This is a genomic window from Kitasatospora sp. NPDC001309 (assembly GCF_042896295.1).
In the GTDB taxonomy this organism is placed as follows: Bacteria; Actinomycetota; Actinomycetes; order Streptomycetales; family Streptomycetaceae; genus Kitasatospora.
This window is the reverse complement of sequence record NZ_JBIAXC010000005.1, coordinates 1-15,062: the sequence shown is the minus strand read 5'-3', so window position 1 is coordinate 15,062 and position 15,062 is coordinate 1. Positions and strand designations below refer to the sequence as shown.

Below are 15,062 nucleotides of genomic sequence, written 5' to 3'. Positions count from 1 at the left end.
CGCGCGGCCGGGGCCCGGGGGCGACGGGTCGGGTCAGCAGCCGAAGTCGATCAGGCGGAAGGTCGCGTAGTGGTCGGCGGTGTAGTAGTCCTCGTGCGAGCGCTGGCCTGTGACGATCCGGCGGGTGCCGCGGGTCGGCGCGCCCGGGGTCACCACGGTGTACTCGTGGTAGTAGCCGGAGCGCTGGGAGGGCAGCACGTGCTCCTTGTTGGTGAACACCACGCCGTCCTGGGAGTACGGGAACGGCCCGCCCTTGGCGATCAGGCCGAGGGTGGTCCGGGCCTGGGACGGCAGGGCGGACACGCACACCTTGCCGCTCACCGCGGCCTGCGCCTCGGTGGCGACGGCGACGGGCGCCAGGGTGGCCAGGGAGAGCACGGCGACGGCGGCGGCGCGGGTCTTCCACGCGCGTAGAGTTCGGGTCATGTCAAACAGGATGGCGAACCCGGGAGCTCCCCGGAAGCCCCGTCCGGAGTCTTCATCTCCGGTCAACTCGCCGTACCCGCCAATGACTTGAACCGGCCGGTCAGCCGCCCCGGTAGTCCGTGGCGGCGATCACCGCGAGCCGGCGGCGCCCGGCGTCCAGGACGGCGAAGCCGAGGTCCAGGTCGTCGCGGATGAACCAGTCCCCGCACATGGTGAAGGCGTACCAGGCGCACTCCCCCGCCCGGCGCGCCACCTCGGCCACCCGCTCCTCCGGGCCCGCGCCCACCAGGGCCGCGAGCGAGCGCCAGGCCTCCAGCCGGCCGTAGCCGCCGTACGACCACACGCGTTCGTCGCCGGCGCCGCTGGAGGCGGCGACGAACAGCTGGCGCCAGACCGCGGCGGCGGTGGTCGGCACGACCGCCAGGTGCGCGGCATGCGCCCCGCCGTGGGCCTCGTCCACGCCGTCCACGCCGCCCAGCGGGCCGCGGCAGCCCTCCCCGGACATGCAGTCCAGCGGCAGCCCGGCCAGCGTCCCCGGGAGCTCCGCGGGCGCGACCGGCCGCTCGGCCTCGAACACCGCCGCCTCCAGCTGCCCGTTGAACTGCCGGGCCCAGCGCCGCAGGGCCACGGTCAGCCCGGGCTCGTCCGCCCCGATCTCCACCGCCACCCGGCCGGCCGCCGCGATCCGGTCGCCCTCCGGCAGTGCGTACGGGACGCCGAACGCCACCGCGCCGCGGGAGTAGTGCGCCATGAGGGGCTCGCCCTCGATCGGGTCGAGGGTCCAGGGCAGCCGGGCCAGCGGGTGCGCGGCCCAGTACGGCGAGGCCGCCGCCCAGGCCCGCGCTGCGGGCAGCTCCGCGACCGGGGCGCCGCGCAGCACCAACTCCTGCACCAGGCAGGCCCGCAGCTCCTCCGGCACCCGCGGATGGCCGGCCGGGGCCCCGAACACCCAGGCCAGCGCCTCCAGCGGCTGGTACTCGGCCAGTACGGCGGCGGTCCGGTGGAGCGGCCGACCGGGGCGCAGGCTGACGGCGGGCTTGAGCGCGAACGCGTGCTCCACGTGCACCCGCCCGGGCGTGCTGATCACGTCCCAGAGGACGTGGTCGTAGAGGGAGGCGTACTCGGCACCCGCCCAGCCCGAGCCGTAGCGGCGGTGCAGCGCGGCGCCGACCTCCACATGGAAGGCCGTGTCGCCGCGCTCCAGGTGCGCTTCGAGCAGCAGGCACACCTCGCTGACCTCGTACGTCCCGGCCAGCCCGGCCACCAGTTGTTCGATCGTCTTCGCCACGAGGGCGAAGCCTACGACCGCCCGGTCGCCGGTCAGCCCCGGGCCAGCACCAGGGACTGCACCGCCGGGAGCCTGCGCCAGTCGCTGGACACGATGCTCGCGTGCGCCCGGGCCAGCTGCTCGGTACGGGCGCTCGCCTGGTCGACGGTCGGGTCGGTGGCGCTGATCTTCGGCGCCACGTTCTGGGCGTCGGTCATCACCAGCAGGTAGTGCGAGCGGTCGTACCAGGCGGTGTCGATGCCGTTCAGGTAGCCGGCGGCGTCGCCGTCGAAGACCACGAACCAGGGGCGGATCCCGGCGTCGGCGCCGGTGTACTTGGCGCGCGGGTCGCCGGCCGCCGCGCCGTGCACGGCCGGGAACAGCTGGGCCCGGCCGATCCGGCCGGAGGCGGCCAGGTCGCGCAGGTGCCGCCCGTACTCGACGTCGGTGTGCAGGGTGTCGAAGGGGTTGTGCTCCTCGACCGTCCCCGGGATCGCGTAGAGCAGCACCCGCCCGGCGAGGGCCGAGCGGGTCGGCCAGTTGCCCGCCCGGACGGCCTCGTCGACGGTGGCGTAGGCGCCGCCGCCGGGCTTGGCCAGCACGTCGGCCGGGCGCAGCACCGCGTCGCCGAGGTGGGCGGCGATCAGCGTGTCCAGCTGGTCGGGGCCCATGCCGAGGTTGGCCGCGAAGCCGCCCTTGACCTCCAGCTTGATCACCAGCGGGCCGGCGCCCGGGTGGGCGCCGAGCCAGACCCGGACGTCGTCGAGGCAGTGCTCCAGGTTCTTGTTGGTGCCGCCGCCGTAGAGCTGGGCCGGGGTGTCGGCGGCGGTGCAGTTGTTGGAGTTGCCGAGCGGGTTGGAGTGGCTGACCTTCCACTCGTGGGTGACGGTGTCGGTCCAGAGGTCGAGTTCGATCATGCCGGTGCCGGTGTCCAGGCTCTGGGCGAGGTACGGGTAGGCGGCCGGTTCGTAGGTGTTGTGCAGGCCGACGGTGGTGGCGGAGCCGAACGGCAGGGCCCCGGTGCCGTCGTCGGTGTCGGCGGCGCCGAGGGCCGCGGTGGGCACCAGGGCCGCGGCGGTGGCGAGCAGGCCGGCGGCCAGCAGGCCCGCCAGGGTACGGCGTACGGTCATCGGAATCGTCCCCCCGGGAAGGTCACGACGGCCGCGGGTGCGCGCCGCCGGAGGCAGCATCGCCGGACCGGGCGTGCACCTCGTGAAGAAGGCACGACAATATCGTGACGGCTTCGCCACCTCCGCCCCGGGTTCCGGCCGCCGCGGCCGCCGCCCGCGGCACGCCGCGCCCCTTCCGTGACGGTTCGTCAGATCCGTCGTACCCGGGCGCTAGCGTGGCCCGCGAGCGGGCGGCCGTGACCGGGCGCCCGAGAGCCACGAGCAGCGGAGGCGCACGATGTCCCTGGTCCGGGTCCACAACTTCTCGATCTCCCTCGACGGGTACGGCACCGGCGAGGGCCAGAACCTGGAGCAGCCCTTCGGGCACGCCGCCCACCGGCTGCACCAGTGGTTCTTCGGCACCCGCACCTTCCGGCGGATGACCGGCCAGGAGGGCGGCGGCACCGGGCTGGACGACGCGATGGCCCGCACCTGGGCCGAGGGCATCGGCGCCGAGATCATGGGCCGCAACAAGTTCGGCCCGCAGCGCGGCCCCTGGGAGGACGAGGCCTGGCAGGGCTGGTGGGGCCCCAACCCGCCGTTCCACACCCCGGTCTTCGTGCTCACCCACCACCCGCGCCCGACCGTGGAGATGGAGGGCGGGACGGTCTTCCACTTCGTCGACGCCTCCCCCGAGGAGGCGCTGCGGCGGGCCCGGGAGGCGGCCGGCGGCCTGGACGTCCGGATCGGCGGCGGGCCGCGCACCGTCCGGGCCTTCCTGGAGGCCGACCTGGTCGACCACCTGCACGTGGTCGTGGTGCCGATCGTGCTGGGCCGGGGCGAGTCGCTCTGGGCCGGGCTGGAGGGGCTGGAGGAGCGCTTCGACACCGAGGCGGTGAGCAGCCCGAGCGGGGTGACCCACCTCACCTTCACCCGCCGCGCCCGCGCCTGAGCGAGGCCGGCCCACAGCCGACGGGCGGCCGCCCCGTGCAGCGTGCGCGGGGCGGCCGCCCGTCGGTCCGGCGCCGGGGTCAGACCCGGTCGGCGGCGATCAGCACGTACTGGAAGGAGCCGTCCTTGTAGGACTCGATGAACGCCTCCTCGATGCCGGTGACCAGCGAGGTGGTGTTCCGCAGCTCCCAGTAGGGCAGGGTGTCCGGGGTCAGGTCGATGACGGCCTGGGGCACCAGGCGGTTGTCGGCCATCGCCCGCAGGTACTCCCGACGGGAGTGGATGTTGCACTCGAAGTGCGCGTTGATCTGCGAGACCCACTTCGACGGCTGGCCGTACTTCGGGTTCCAGCAGCCGGTGATGGTCACGTAGCGGCCGCCGACGGCCAGCACCCGGGAGTGCTCGGCGAACAGGTCGTGCAGGTCCACGTACATGCTGGACTCGTTGTTCCAGGAGCCGGCCACCGAGCCGTTCTCCAGCGGCATGTCGAGCATGTTGGCGACCCGGGAGCGGACGAAGTCGCCGATGCCCAGCTCGGCGGCGCGCTTGTTGCCGAACTCGGCCTGCTGGGTGGAGAGGGTCAGGCCCTCGACCCGGCAGCCGAAGCGCTGGTGGGCCATGACCATCGAGCCGCCGCGGCCGCAGCCCGCGTCGAGCAGGGTGGACTCGGCCTTGATGTCCCCGAGGTGGTCGAGCAGCACGTCGGCCTGGGCGGACTCCAGGCGGTGCAGCTCGGCGATGACCTTCTTCTCACGCTCGCTGTCGGCCGGGTCGCCGATCGCCTCCTGGTCGATCTCGCCGATGCCGTAGTGGTGGTGGTACAGGCCGTCGACGTCGCCCAGGCGCAGGTTCACCGGGCGGGCCTCGTTGTTCCAGTAGCGCGCGATGTCGCTCTGGTACGGGGTGGCCGGGCCGGGAATGGCGGTGCCGGCGGTGGTGATGTCGTCGGTCACGGACATGTGGGTCAACTCCAGGGTGATCAGGGTTGGTTATCGAAAAGGTGCGACTGCCGACCGGCGCGTTACCAGAAGTCGGGCAGGCTGTACCGGTGGGTGTTGGTCTGGTGCCAGTAGTGGTTGCCGTCGAGCCAGGCGGCCACCCCGCGCAGGAAGCGCACCAGGGTCGGCACCGGGCAGGCGACGGCCAGCGCGGCCGACTCGGCCTCGAAGGCGTGCATCAGCTCGTTGTGGACACCGACGGCCTTGAGGTAGCCCTCCTGGCGCGAGACGCCCTCCCGCTCGGAGATCACGGTCGGCAGGTTCAGGTGGAGCCCCGGGCTGGCGAGCTCCTTGGTGTACGAGTACAGGTCGTTGACGATGGTGGTCGCGTTGCCCGCCAGCGCGATGATCCGCTGCATGGCGGGCAGCGCGTGCAGCTCGACGGGCAGCTCGTAGCCGCCGACGGTGTCGGTGATCGTCGGGCAGGGGCGGAAGTTGTTGAACTGGCGCATCGCCAGGTACTCCCAGACCTCCGGCACGTGCTCGGCCTCGGCCCAGGAGGCCTCGGCCAGGTACCCCATGTGCAGCCGCGCCATGTCGTGCCGGAAGCGGTCAGCCTGGGCGGGCGTGGAGGCCGCGACGAAGTAGTCCATCGCGGACCGGTAGGAGCGCCGGGGCGCGTCCTCGGAGAGCGAGGCCTCCCAGGCCGGGTGGTACTCCGCGGTGGTGTGCAGCGGGTCCAGCGCGGTGTGCGCGAGCAGCAGGCGGCTGCCCAGGCCGACGGGCGAGCCGCCGAGGTCCTCGCAGTAGCAGTCGTCCACCGCGTTCTCGGCGACCATCAGGCGGGCCGCGAGCATCAGGTGGTCGACGCTCGGCGCGTCGGGGTGGCAGGCCACCATGTAGCGCCCGGTGGAGAACCCGTCGAAGTCCTTCTCCCACTCCGGCGGGTAGAGCTCGATCTCGTCGATCGCCCAGGCCTTGATCTTGAGACTGAGTTCCGCCACCCGCACCGGGTCGGGCTCGGCGATCGGGTGGTGGTAGAGCCCGGGGATGGGGTCGCCGGTCTTCGGCTTGCCACCGCTCCGCGCCGCGGCCGGGGCCCCGAAGGTCAGCGCGGGACCGGAGGGCAGCACGGGGGCGGACGACGGCACGGGCGCGGACGGCAGGGCCTCGGGGAGGACGGCCTCCAGCGCGGCGGCCGCGGCCGCCAGGGCCTCCGACGCGACGGCCCCGACCAGCGCGGCCCCCGCGGCCGGGACGGCGCCGACGGCCACCTCGACCACCGACGCGTCCACCACCGCGACGTCGACCGCCGGTGTCTGCGCCAGCGGCAGCTCGGGATCCGCAAGCTCGGACACCGCGGCCTCGGGCGCCACAGCCTCGGGCACCGCAGCCTCGGACGTCCCGGCCTCGGCCACCGGCGTCGGCGGCCTCAACTGCAGCCCGGCGGTGCCGAGTCCGGTCGGGCCGCGCAGGATCCGGTCGATCGCCGGGGAGCTCATGAGCCCACCGCCGGGGCGTCGACGGGCCCGGGTGGGGTACCCGTTCTGGTGCACAGGGGCATGGAGCCTCCTCTGAGAGGGATCGCCTGGTGTGACGGGTCGTCATCTCGCCCGCCGCGACGGGGAACTCCACGCCGCGGGCCCCGTCTCGCTCGGTTCCCCACCGTAGGCGCGAAAGCCCGTTCCGGATCGCAACGGACGATCTTCTACACCCGATAGGGTGAACGTTCCGGCTCACGGCGTTTGGCCGCGCCGGTGTCGTGCATCGGTCCACCCGGGGCCCCGGGCTGCGGTTCCGCGCCGGACGGCCCCCGCCCGCCCGGGCAGCGCGTCAACCTGCCGATCACCATCCGTGTCCGCGCCGCCCGACGGCGTCGCACCCCCCGCAGTGCGGGCCGTTCGACCGCGGATCACCCGATCCGGACCGCCCGCGCCCCCACCCGCACCCCCGCATGCACCCGGCGGGCGGGCAGCGGGCGACCGGGCGACGACCGGCGGGTGGGCCGGTGTCCCGCCGCCCGCCGATGGCGTAAGGGGGAGAAGAATGGGCGGGGCGCCGTGAGAGGAACGCGGCCAGGAAGGAAGACCAGCACATGGAGAGCCAGGCCCGCAGCCGCACCGAAGTCGTCGAGGACCTCATGGAGCGCTTCCCCGACGTGCCCCGGGAGGCGGTGATCAAGGAGGACCTGCTGCGCGGCGGCATGGCCTTCGACGAGTCCGCCCTCAGCGGCAGCACCGGGGCCGACGGCAGCGGCGAGATCAAACCGAAGTCGTACTTCATCTTCTCCTTCGACCACCGCACCCTGCCCGAGCTGGGCGCCGCCGCGCTGAACCGGCCGCCGGAGGAGGTCGTGCTGACCGGCGGGCCGTACGGGCTGCGCCGCACGGTGGTGTCGGTGCGGGTCAACCCGGACTCGCCGTACCGGGTGCGTGCGGGTGAGGACGGCACGCTCGGCCTCTACCTGGACGGCGCGCGGATCGCCGACGTCGGCCTGCCGCCGATGCCCGACTACTACCGGCACACCCTGGCCAACGGGAAGTCGGTGATGGAGGTCGCCCCGACCATCCAGTGGGGCTACCTGATCTACCTCACGGTGTTCCGGGTGTGCCAGTACTTCGGCGCCAAGGAGGAGTGCCAGTACTGCGACATCAACCACAACTGGCGCCAGCACAAGGCCGCCGGCCGCCCGTACACCGGGGTCAAGCCGGTCGAGGAGGTGCTGGAGGCGCTGGAGATCATCGACCGCCACGACACCGCCCGCGCCTCCCGGGCGTACACCCTCACCGGCGGCGCGATCACCTCGCAGGTCGGCGGCCGGGACGAGGCGGACTTCTACGGGCAGTACGCCAAGGCCATCGAGGAGCGCTTCCCCGACCGCTGGATCGGCAAGGTGGTCGCCCAGGCGCTGCCGCGCGACGACGTGCAGCGCTTCCACGACTACGGCGTGAGGATCTACCACCCCAACTTCGAGGTGTGGGACAAGCGCCTGTTCGAGCTCTACTGCCCCGGCAAGGAGCGCTACGTCGGCCGGGACGAGTGGCACCGCCGGATCCTGGACTCCACCGAGGTGTTCGGCGCGGAGAACGTGATCCCCAACTTCGTGGCGGGCGTGGAGATGGCCGAGCCCTTCGGCTTCACCACCGTCGACGAGGCGATCGCCTCCACCCGGGAGGGGCTGCGCTTCTTCATGTCCCACGGGGTGGTGCCGCGCTTCACCACCTGGTGCCCCGAGCCCACCACCCCGCTGGGCAAGGCCAACCCCCAGGGCGCGCCGCTGGAGTACCACATCCGGCTGCTGCAGGCCTACCGGGCCACCCTGGAGGAGTTCGGCCTCTCCTCCCCGCCCGGCTACGGCCCGGCCGGGCCCGGCAGAGCGGTCTTCTCGGTGAGCTCCTTCATGGACTCGCTGCCGGGCTGAGCCGCTCCGCGGTGGGTGCCGCCGCCTCGGCGGCACCCACCTCAGTTGTCAACTGCCCTGCTGCCGACGGACGGTGAGGATCTGCTCGGCCCGGCCCACCGGGCCGTGGACGTCGTGCAGCACGGTACTGGTGACGCCGTGGCCGGCCGGGCCGAAGCTGACGCCGGTGTCCAGGCCGGTCCAGCGGCCGCCGGGGCGGCGGTGGAAGTGGACGGTCAGGTCGGTGTTCGGGAACATCCACTCGGTGGGCTGCTCCCGGACGGCGATGCCGTTGGCGGTGTCGACCAGGGCGACGAACGCGGCGTGCGGGCTCGCGGCCTCCCCCGCGACGAGCTCCAGCGGGGTGGTGAGCCAGGCGGCGGCCCGGCCGGGCGCGGTGGAGCGGCGCCGGACCTCCACCGAGGCGATGTAGCCGCCGGCCCACTGCTCGCTCATCGGCCAGGGCTCGAACTCCTCGGGCGCGGGCAGCGGTTCGTCGTGGGTGCCGGCCACGGCGGCGGTGTCCTGCTCGGCCAGGAACCAGGCCCGGGCCCGGACCACGGCGCGGCCGGCGATCGAGGCGACCGCCTCCACCAGCTCGATGGTGCGGCCGGGGCGGAGGGTCTCGACCGTGATCTCCAGTTCGTCCAGGGCGATCAGGCCGAGGATGTCGAAGCTCACCCGGGCCAGGGCGAGGCCGTCGGCGGGGCGCCCGGCCCGGTGCCGGTCGATCGCGTGGACGATCAGGCCGCCCACCGGGCTGAAGTGCTGCTCGTCCGGGTGCCAGGCGCCCTGGGCGTGGACGGTGGGCTTGTACTGCTGCTCGCCGGTGCGCTGGTAGTAGCTGTCGGGTGCGGCGGTGGGGCTGGTCAAGGTGCGCTTCTCCTCGGGCCGGATCGCGGGGCTGCCGGGCGGGCACCGGTCCCGGCGTGGCCGGCGTCCGCGCTCCCGATCGTAGGAGCCCGAACCGGCCCGGACGCTGTGATGCCCGCCACAGCGGCCCCGCACCCGCCCCGCCCGACCTGCGGCGCGACACGTGCCCCGCCCGACCTGCGGCGCCGTCCCCGGCCGGACGGCGCCGCCCGGCCTCAGCGCGCGATCAGCGGGTAGTGGTCGGAGAGGTCGGTGTAGGTGTAGCTCTTGCCCCAGCTGCTCACCGTCCAGGGCGCGCTGTGCACCCGGCGGACCTCGTTGGTGTACTGCTGCGGGCGGGCGTGGTCGGCGCGGTAGAGGACGTGGTCGAGGTCCTCCTTGGGCTCGCCCGGGTAGCGGTAGGCGGCGACGGAGTTGTCGGCGGTGTCGAAGGAGTACGGCCAGCCGGTGCGGGCGGAGGCCGGGGCGAGGTGGCCGTTGTCCAGCAGGGCCTGGTACTCGGTGCCGTGGAAGTCGATGTTGAGGTCCCCCGCGACCAGCACCGGCTCGTCCGCCGGGATCCGCTTCGCGTCCAGGAAGGCCCGCATCGCGCCGAGCTGCTTGGCCCGGATCGCGGCCGCCTGCCCGCTGGCACACCCGGAGTCGGTGGACTGGAGGTGGGTGCCGACCACGTGGGTGCGCCGGCCGTCGACGTCGAGGACGACGTAGGCGAAGCCCTTGTTGGACCACCAGTCGGAGCCGCAGGCGTCCTTGTAGACGTACTGCTCCTTGTGGAGGATCGGCCACTTGCTGAGCACGGTGACCCCACCGTCCTCGGGGGTGGTGGAGCTGTAGCTGCCGGAGGTGGCGTCCCAGCCGCCGGTGGAGCGGCCGACCACGGGGGTGTGGAAGGGGTAGGCGGCGGAGGCCTTGGCGATCAGGGCGTCGGAGGCGGCGTTGTCGAAGGCCTCCTCCAGCACGACCACGTCGTGGCCCTGGAAGAAGTCCGCCGAGGCGATCGCCTGGGCGCGTTACTGCTGGCCCCAGTTGGGGTAGAGCGAGGTGCTCATCAGGAAGGTGTTGTAGGTCAGGACGTCCAGCGGCGGCGCGGTGGCGGGGGCGCTCTCGGCGCCGGCCGGGGCGGCGCCGAGAGCGGCGAGCACGGTGGCGGCGGCACCGGCGGCGAGGGTGCGGCGCAGGGACGGCAGGTTCATCGGGGCTCCGTGGGGGGACGTCGTCGGCCCGGCGGATCGCGGGATGTTGTGCATCCAACTTCCGTACGTGCACGGCCCGCAAGACTTCCGGCGAGCATGCGGTGAACTCGTTCGGAACAGCACCACCGGCCGGTGGTGCGGGCCGTGGCGCCGGAATTCCCTGCCGAACCCCGCCAAAGGACCGATAAGATGACGATCGGTGTGCCGGGAAGTCTGGTCGGCTCGGGGGACGACTGCGGCGATCGGGCCACGGCGACCCCGATGGTGCGATGGGTCGTTTCTGCAGATGCACGCCGTGGGGATCGTTCTCGTCCTGGTCGTCCTGGCCACCAGCGTGGCCACCTTCGCCCGCCGATGGCGGGTGCCCGCCCCCTCGCTGCTGGTCCTCGTCGGACTCGGCGTCGCCCTCCTCCCCGGCGTCCCCGCGCTGCACGTCCCCCCGCAGGTCATCGGCGCGGTGGTGCTGCCGCCGCTCCTCTACTCCTCCGCCGAGGAACTGTCGCTGCGCGACCTGCGCACGGTCTGGCGGCCCGTCACCGTGCTCTCCTTCGGCCTGGTCTTCGCCTCCGCCGCGGCCGTCGGCTTCCTCGCCGTCGCCGTCGCCGGGCTGCCGCCCGCGATGGCCTTCGTGCTCGGCGCCGTGCTCTCCAGCACCGACCCGGTGGCCGTCACCGCGCTCGGCCGCCGACTCGCCCTGCCCGGGCGGGTCCAGGTGCTCGTCCAGGCGGAGAGCCTGTTCAACGACGCCACCTCGCTGGTGCTGTTCAAGGTCGCCGTCGGCGTCGCCGTGGCGGTCGGCGGGACGGTCGACCTGCCCGCCGCGGGCGGCGAACTGGTGCTGCTCGGCGGGGGCGGCAGCCTGGTCGGCGCGGCCGTCGCCGGGCTGGTCTGGCTGCTGCGCCGCCGCACCACCGACCCGGTGCTGGAGACGGTGATAGCCCTGGTCACCCCGTACGCGGCGTACGTCCTGGCGGAGTCCGCGCACACCTCCGGCGTGACCTCGGTGGTGGTCGCCGGGGTGCTGCTCGGCCGCTCCGGCCACCGGCTCACCGACGCCCGGATCCGGCTGCAACTGCACGCCGTGTACGCGGTGGTGGTGTTCCTGCTGGAGAGCGTCGTCTTCTCGATCGTCGGCCTGGAACTGCCCACGCTGGTCCGGGAGCTGCCGGCCGGCGCCGGCTGGTGGCCGCTCCAGTCGGTGGCCATCGCCGCCGTGCTGATCGCCGTCCGGGTGCTGTGGACCCTGCCGCTCACCCGCGCCGTCAGGCCCAGCCGGGGGCGGCTGTCCTGGCGGGTCGCCGGGGTGGTGACCTGGGCCGGCACCCGGGGCGTCATGCCGCTGGCCGCCGCGCTCTCCATCCCGCTGCTGACCGAGGGCGGCGCCGCGCTCGACGGGCGGCCGCTGGTCCTGGTGCTGACCGTCTCCAACGTCGTGCTCACCCTGGTCGTCCAGGGACTGACCCTCGCCGCCGTGGTCAACCGCTCCGGACTCGCTCTGGAACCCGAGCACACCGCGCGCGAGGAGGCCGACGCCCGCGACGAGCTCAACCGCGCCGCCCTGGACCACGTGGACGGCCTGGCCGAGCTGGAGGCCGTCCCGGAGACCGCCGTCGACCGGGTCCGCCGCGCCCTCACCGCCCGGCTCGACCGCACCCCCGAGACCCCCGACGGCAACACGGCCGACGACGCCTACCGCCAACTGCGGCACGAGGTCATCACGGTGCAGAACGACCGGCTGCACCGGCTGTACGAGGAGCACCGGATCAGCGACACCACCCTGCGGCTGCTCCAGCGCGACCTCGACCTGGAACAGGCGGCCCTGGGCAGGACGTGACCGCGGGCCGGCCGGCCCGCGGTCAGAACATCAGCACCAGCAGGCCGGCCGCGCCCAGCGCGCAGAGCAGCGCGAGCGCCGCCAGCCCGAACTCGTTCGGAGGCGGCGGCAACCGGCGCACCGGGTGGACGGCCAGCCCCCGGCCGGGGCGGGCGGGGTGGTACAGCACGGTCACCTCGTCCCCCTCCTGGTAGCGGCCGCCCTCGGGGCGCGCGTCGTGCCGCAGCAGTTCGACCACCCGGCCGTCCGGCAGGCCGTACTCGATGGTCACCCGGCGGCGCTCGTACCCCTCGGAGGTGGTGTGCCAGCGCACCCGGCGGACCCGGCCGACGGCGCAGACGCCGCCGCGGCGCAGCTCCCGGACCGTCCGGCCCGCCGAGGCGAGCAGCGCGGCCAGCCCGGCCAGGACCGCTGCCCCGACCAGGAGGAACAGATCAAGAACCGCCCCCACAGAAGTCAATGTACCCACCACGCAACGGAGTTGGGAAGACGGCCGACGGGCCGCACCGGCCGGGCGGTACCCCGGTCTTCCGGGTGTCGGGGGCTGCCGTCACACTGTCGCGAGCACGAAGCAGAACCACCGAGCGGGGGCAGCATGGCCAAGCGTCCGAACAAGAAGCAGAAACGGCCGCTGGCGGCCGGGGTCGTCCGGCCGGCCAAGCCCGTCCGCCGACGGCCCGGCAAGGACCTCCAGCTCGCGCCGCGCACGGTGCGGCGCACCGCGCCGCTGGTCGGGCTGCTCGCCCCGCTGCTGATCATCGGGCTGCTGGCGCTCGCCACCAACCCCGACTACCAGGCCCCCTGCACCATCCTGGCCGTCCTGGTGCTGATGGCGGCCGTCGTCGGACTGATGATGATCCACAGCAGCGGCTGGGTGGTCTGGCCCGCCGTCGTGCTGGGCCTGGTGCTCCTGGTGATCCCCACCACCGCCCTGCGTGCCCAGCTGATCTCCCACCGCGGGGTGGACACCCGGGTCGTCATCACCTCGGCACACAGCGGCAAGGACAAGACGGGCAAGGTCAGCTGGACCTGCGGCATCCGCCGCGAGGACGGCCACCCGCTGCCGCACGGCACCATCGGGGGCTTCGGCTGCTCCGGCTCCTCGGTCGGCAGCACCACCACGGTGCTGGCCGACCCGGACGGCTGGGCGCCGCCGGCCAACCTGGACGACGACCTCTCCTTCCGCGGCGCCGGGGTCTGGGTCACCGGCGCGGCCGCCGTCCTGTGGGCCGCGCTCACCTTCGCCACGGCCCGCCGGACCCTGCGCGGGCGGGGTCGGCGCAAGGGCGCGGCCTGACCGGGAAACGGATCGGCGGATTCGCCGGTTCAGCATTTCGGCGGAGAATTCCCGGCGGAGGAGTTCCCTGGTCAACGGCCCATGGCCGCACCGCACAGGTGAAGCGCACATGGCATTTTCCCGGTCTCTCGTCGACTCCCGTCCCGGCATTTGCGGGGAATTCGCGCATTGCTCGATTGATTCGCGCAAGTCCCTTCCTTTCCCGGGCCGGATCTGCCAGCATCGTCCGCTATCCGGCGACCGAGCTGGAAGACGACCGGGGGAGGAACTCCATGCTCGGCTCCGTCCTGCGCAGAGCGCGCGGGCAACGGCCGTCGGCCGACGGCGGCACCGTCCACCGGCCCGGCCACCGTCCGGTGCGCTGGGTCCCCACCCGGCTGAGGGCGAACCCACTGGCAGCGCTGCTGATGGCGCTGCTCGCCCTCGTCACGGTCTTCCTGGCGGCCGCCTTCCCGCGGATCGCCGACCGGGGCGCGGACACGGCACTCCGGGACTTCGTCGACCGGGCGGGCCTCAACCAGACCAGCCTGCAGACCACGTCCAAGACGCAGGACGACGACACCCCCGCGGCGCTCGACCGGGTGCAGCGCGAGGTCACCGAGCTGATCGGCCGACAGCTGCCGCTCGCCCAGCCCGGCCGGGCCAGCGGCACCCGGGCCGTCGCCGACCGCGGCATGGGCAACCCGGAGTACGTCCGGATCGCGGAGAAGCGCACCGACCCCGTCCTCGGACTGCTCTACGTACCCGACCTGTCCAGCCGGGCCACCCTCACCGACGGCAGCTGGCCGACGCCCGGCAAGATCGGCGGCCCGCTGCCGATCGTGATCAGCCGGCAGGCCGCCGACACCATCCACATCAAGCTCGGCGACGTCGTCGACAACGGCTTCGACGGCGCAGGTGCCCAGCGGACCAGCGTGGTGGTCGGCTTCTACCGGATCAACGATCCCCAGGACCCGTTCTGGGACAACCTCGGCTGCCCGGCCCGCGCCTGTCTGCGGCCGACCCCCGAGCACGAGCACTGGGCGACCAGCGGGTTCGTCGACGGTGCCGGCCTGGCCGCGCTGGCGCGTTGGGGTTCGGGCGCCGAGAACTTCTGGCGGCTGCCCGTCGACCCCGGCGCGCTGCGCGCCGACCGGCTGGAGGACACCCGCCGCATCCTCCGCTCCTACCTGACCGGACACGACGCCACCGATCTGGCCGGCACGACCGGACGCCGTGACCTGCACACCTCCTCGGGGCTTCCCGAGGTCCTGACCCGGGCGGAGGACCGCTACCGGGCGTCGTTGCCGCTCAGCACGATCGGCCCGGCGGGCGTGGCGGGCGTGGCCACCGTGGTGCTGTTCCTGGCCGCGGCGCTGACCACCGACCGGCGAGCCGCGGAGATCCGGTTGCTGCGGGCCCGTGGCGGCTCGCTCGCCGGGGTGCTGCGGCGGCTGATCGGGGAAGGCCTGGTCACCGTGGTGCCCGCCGCCGTGCTCGGCACGGCGCTCGCCGCGGTCCTGCTGCCGAGCCCCCGGTGGGGCGAGTCGACGGTGGCGGCCCTGGCCTCCGCGCTGATCGCGCTGCTGGCCTTCCCGGCCCGGGCGGCCCTGCTCCGGTCCCGTCCGCGCGCTGCCGCCGGACGGCGTCGGCTGGTCGGCGAACTCCTCGTACTGGCGGTCACGGTGGCGGCGGTGGCGGAGGTCCGGCGTCGGGGTGTGGGGACGGGTGGCGGGTTGGATCCGCTGCTGGTGGCCGCGCCGTTGCTGCTGGCGGTGACGGGTGGGCTGGTGCT

11 protein-coding genes and 2 pseudogenes are annotated in these 15,062 nt (G+C 73.8%); 5 read left to right on the top strand and 8 right to left on the bottom strand.

The window, feature by feature from the left end:
- Window positions 1-33: 33 nt before the first annotated feature.
- The 3 genes from ACFY2K_RS06785 to ACFY2K_RS06775 form a co-directional block, all read right to left on the bottom strand.
- Window positions 34-426, bottom strand: a complete 393-nt coding sequence (locus ACFY2K_RS06785) for a ribonuclease domain-containing protein (RefSeq protein WP_380528664.1) — start codon at window positions 424-426, stop codon at window positions 34-36.
- A 100-nt stretch (window positions 427-526) separates the two neighbouring features.
- Window positions 527-1,714, bottom strand: coding sequence for a DUF6183 family protein (locus tag ACFY2K_RS06780; protein ID WP_387709974.1), 1,188 nt, complete (start codon window positions 1,712-1,714; stop codon window positions 527-529).
- A gap of 32 nt (window positions 1,715-1,746) precedes the next feature.
- The gene (locus ACFY2K_RS06775; RefSeq protein ID WP_380528661.1) at window positions 1,747-2,823 is read right to left on the bottom strand and encodes a phosphatidylinositol-specific phospholipase C domain-containing protein; all 1,077 of its coding nucleotides are present in this window, start codon (window positions 2,821-2,823) and stop codon (window positions 1,747-1,749) included.
- Window positions 2,824-3,100: 277 nt separating this feature from the next.
- On the opposite strand from ACFY2K_RS06775, the gene ACFY2K_RS06770 reads away from it, so the two are divergent.
- On the top strand, window positions 3,101-3,754 hold the full coding sequence (locus tag ACFY2K_RS06770; RefSeq protein ID WP_380528659.1) for a dihydrofolate reductase family protein: 654 nt from the start codon (window positions 3,101-3,103) through the stop codon (window positions 3,752-3,754).
- Window positions 3,755-3,833: 79 nt separating this feature from the next.
- On the opposite strand, the gene ACFY2K_RS06765 is transcribed toward ACFY2K_RS06770, so the two are convergent.
- Together ACFY2K_RS06765 and ACFY2K_RS06760 are read right to left on the bottom strand one after the other, a co-directional pair.
- On the bottom strand, window positions 3,834-4,712 hold the full coding sequence (locus ACFY2K_RS06765; protein ID WP_380397908.1) for a geranyl diphosphate 2-C-methyltransferase: 879 nt from the start codon (window positions 4,710-4,712) through the stop codon (window positions 3,834-3,836).
- Window positions 4,713-4,774: 62 nt separating this feature from the next.
- On the bottom strand, window positions 4,775-6,109 hold the full coding sequence (locus ACFY2K_RS06760; protein WP_380595063.1) for a family 2 encapsulin nanocompartment cargo protein terpene cyclase: 1,335 nt from the start codon (window positions 6,107-6,109) through the stop codon (window positions 4,775-4,777).
- A gap of 677 nt (window positions 6,110-6,786) precedes the next feature.
- On the opposite strand from ACFY2K_RS06760, the gene ACFY2K_RS06755 reads away from it, so the two are divergent.
- A complete protein-coding gene (locus ACFY2K_RS06755) occupies window positions 6,787-8,112 on the top strand; it encodes a radical SAM protein (protein ID WP_380528655.1) in 1,326 nt (441 codons plus the stop codon).
- Between the two features lie 48 nt (window positions 8,113-8,160).
- On the opposite strand, the gene ACFY2K_RS06750 is transcribed toward ACFY2K_RS06755, so the two are convergent.
- Window positions 8,161-8,964 (bottom strand): thioesterase family protein, encoded by an 804-nt coding sequence (locus ACFY2K_RS06750; RefSeq protein WP_380397902.1) that lies wholly within the window; start codon window positions 8,962-8,964, stop codon window positions 8,161-8,163.
- Between the two features lie 215 nt (window positions 8,965-9,179).
- Window positions 9,180-10,157 (bottom strand): annotated as a pseudogene (gene sph / locus ACFY2K_RS06745) (sphingomyelin phosphodiesterase).
- A gap of 286 nt (window positions 10,158-10,443) precedes the next feature.
- Here sph and ACFY2K_RS06740 point away from each other — a divergent pair.
- Window positions 10,444-11,991 carry a Na+/H+ antiporter gene (locus ACFY2K_RS06740; RefSeq protein WP_380595061.1) on the top strand — a complete coding sequence of 516 codons (1,548 nt, stop codon included), beginning with the start codon at window positions 10,444-10,446 and terminating at the stop codon, window positions 11,989-11,991.
- Between the two features lie 22 nt (window positions 11,992-12,013).
- Here ACFY2K_RS06740 and ACFY2K_RS06735 read toward each other — a convergent pair whose 3' ends face one another.
- On the bottom strand, window positions 12,014-12,442 hold the full coding sequence (locus tag ACFY2K_RS06735) for a DUF3592 domain-containing protein (RefSeq protein WP_380528650.1): 429 nt from the start codon (window positions 12,440-12,442) through the stop codon (window positions 12,014-12,016).
- A gap of 144 nt (window positions 12,443-12,586) precedes the next feature.
- Here ACFY2K_RS06735 and ACFY2K_RS06730 point away from each other — a divergent pair, with 144 nt between their 5' ends.
- Both ACFY2K_RS06730 and ACFY2K_RS06725 read left to right on the top strand, forming a co-directional pair.
- A complete protein-coding gene (locus ACFY2K_RS06730) occupies window positions 12,587-13,288 on the top strand; it encodes a hypothetical protein (RefSeq protein ID WP_380595057.1) in 702 nt (233 codons plus the stop codon).
- 272 nt (window positions 13,289-13,560) lie between these two features.
- A pseudogene (locus ACFY2K_RS06725) lies at window positions 13,561-15,062 on the top strand (hypothetical protein); the annotation flags it as partial.

Coding starts and splice junctions, on each gene's coding strand:
- ACFY2K_RS06785 (WP_380528664.1), bottom strand. CDS start 426: ATGACCCGAACTCTACGCGCGTGGAAGACCCGCGCCGCCGCCGTCGCC.
- ACFY2K_RS06775 (WP_380528661.1), bottom strand. CDS start 2,823: ATGACCGTACGCCGTACCCTGGCGGGCCTGCTGGCCGCCGGCCTGCTC.
- ACFY2K_RS06770 (WP_380528659.1), top strand. CDS start 3,101: ATGTCCCTGGTCCGGGTCCACAACTTCTCGATCTCCCTCGACGGGTAC.
- ACFY2K_RS06765 (WP_380397908.1), bottom strand. CDS start 4,712: ATGTCCGTGACCGACGACATCACCACCGCCGGCACCGCCATTCCCGGC.
- ACFY2K_RS06755 (WP_380528655.1), top strand. CDS start 6,787: ATGGAGAGCCAGGCCCGCAGCCGCACCGAAGTCGTCGAGGACCTCATG.
- ACFY2K_RS06740 (WP_380595061.1), top strand. CDS start 10,444: ATGCACGCCGTGGGGATCGTTCTCGTCCTGGTCGTCCTGGCCACCAGC.
- ACFY2K_RS06730 (WP_380595057.1), top strand. CDS start 12,587: ATGGCCAAGCGTCCGAACAAGAAGCAGAAACGGCCGCTGGCGGCCGGG.